General features: G+C 41.0%; 1 protein-coding gene. It reads right to left on the bottom strand.

Features of this window, described 5'->3' with window-relative positions; genetic code table 11:
* A partial coding sequence (locus BBROOKSOX_RS10845; RefSeq protein ID WP_139661805.1) for a calcium-binding protein occupies positions 1–1,560 on the bottom strand: 1,560 nt, incomplete at both ends.

Genomic DNA, 1,560 nt, shown 5'->3' with positions numbered 1-1,560 from the left:
CGTAACCATTGGCATCCATAATCTCAAGTTGTCCATCACCAAGATTAAAGATATAAATATCGTTACCTGCACCGCCTGTTACCTTGTCGTTGCCTTGCCCTGCGTTTAGGGTGTCGTCGCCATTACCACCATTTAAAGTGTCATTGCCTTGTCCGCCGATGAGGCTATCTGCATAAGAACCCCCTGTTAGGGTGTCATCATCAGCACCGCCATCAATATTGTTGCGAGCATCAATGCCACCTGTAATGGTATCATCGCCTGCTAGGGCTTGAATGTTGTTAGTGCCATCCTTGTTTGCAGTAAGGGTGTCATTACCCTCAGTTAAAGTTTTGAGTGAGGCTAGGATTACATTAGCATCAATACGACTATGACTATTATCAGCAAAGTAAATGTAGTCAATTGCTAAGGTTGAAGTGGTACTTGCTTGGGTAAACTTCACCACATCTGTGGTGTTGTTAATGCGGATATAAACAAAGCCATCTGCTTCTTGGGTAATAGTAATATCATCTTTAGTAATACCTTCACCAAATTTAAGCCCATCGTAACCATTGGCATCCATAATCTCAAGTTGTCCATCACCAAGATTAAAGATATAAATATCGTTACCTGCACCGCCTGTTACCTTGTCGTTGCCTTGCCCTGCGTTTAGGGTGTCGTCGCCATTACCGCCTTCTAAAACATCAAACCCGCTACCACTAGTTAAAATATCATTACCATCAGTGCCTATTAGGTGCAAATAGACATCTCTTGCCAACATTTGTGCTAGTGCATTACCATCTTCATCACCTGCTTGTTCTAATGCCGCTAAAGTTTGTTTACCTACATCGCCCAGTTTTAACAGTGCGATTTTGACTTGTCTAAGTTGATTGAGTGTTTGCTGTGGATTATCGGCATATTCAAACTCTAGATAGTTAATAAAGGTTGATACATGCACCTCAGTTAACTCGCCTTCATCATTAGTGCTGATGCGTATTTTAGATAATAGATTGTCATTGTTATTATCGTCAAAGAGTTTGTCTTTAATATAGAGTTGTAAATCATCAAAGGCTTTAAGTAGTATTAGTGCTGCTTTACCATGTGGGTTTCTATCACGATCTCCCCCACACCAAGTACCCAGCCATTCTTGCCCCATGAGTTCTTCTAAGGCTTTGAGTTTTCTAGCATCGCCAATCACATTACCATACATTCTATCTGCTGTTCTGCTGTTAGGGTCAATATCTTCAACCCCTGTCCAGTGGTAAATCATTTGAGTAAGCGCATCATTTTGCTCCGCACCACTAGCACTTATTACTTGCTCTACCAAATCCTGCAATTCACCACTTGTATCCAACGCCATGGCTTGGTGTAGACTATGAACATTACCAAAGCCTGCAAGATTAGGTAAGTTGGCAATAACATCATTAACTTCTACCAAATCAGTTTCTATGGTTTTCGCCAAATCCACATCAAACCAAACATCATTCATTTTGTTAGTTGTGCCTGCTGTGGTGGTAAAGCTACCTTGTTGTTTATGGGCGTTGTTATTAGCGTCTACTTCATTAGAGTTATTGTAATTGGTAT

Source organism: bacterium endosymbiont of Bathymodiolus sp. 5 South (genome assembly GCF_900128535.1).
Lineage (GTDB): Bacteria > Pseudomonadota > Gammaproteobacteria > PS1 > Pseudothioglobaceae > Thiodubiliella.
Note: the sequence above shows the minus strand (reverse complement) of the source record. Positions and strands in the feature narration are given on the sequence as shown.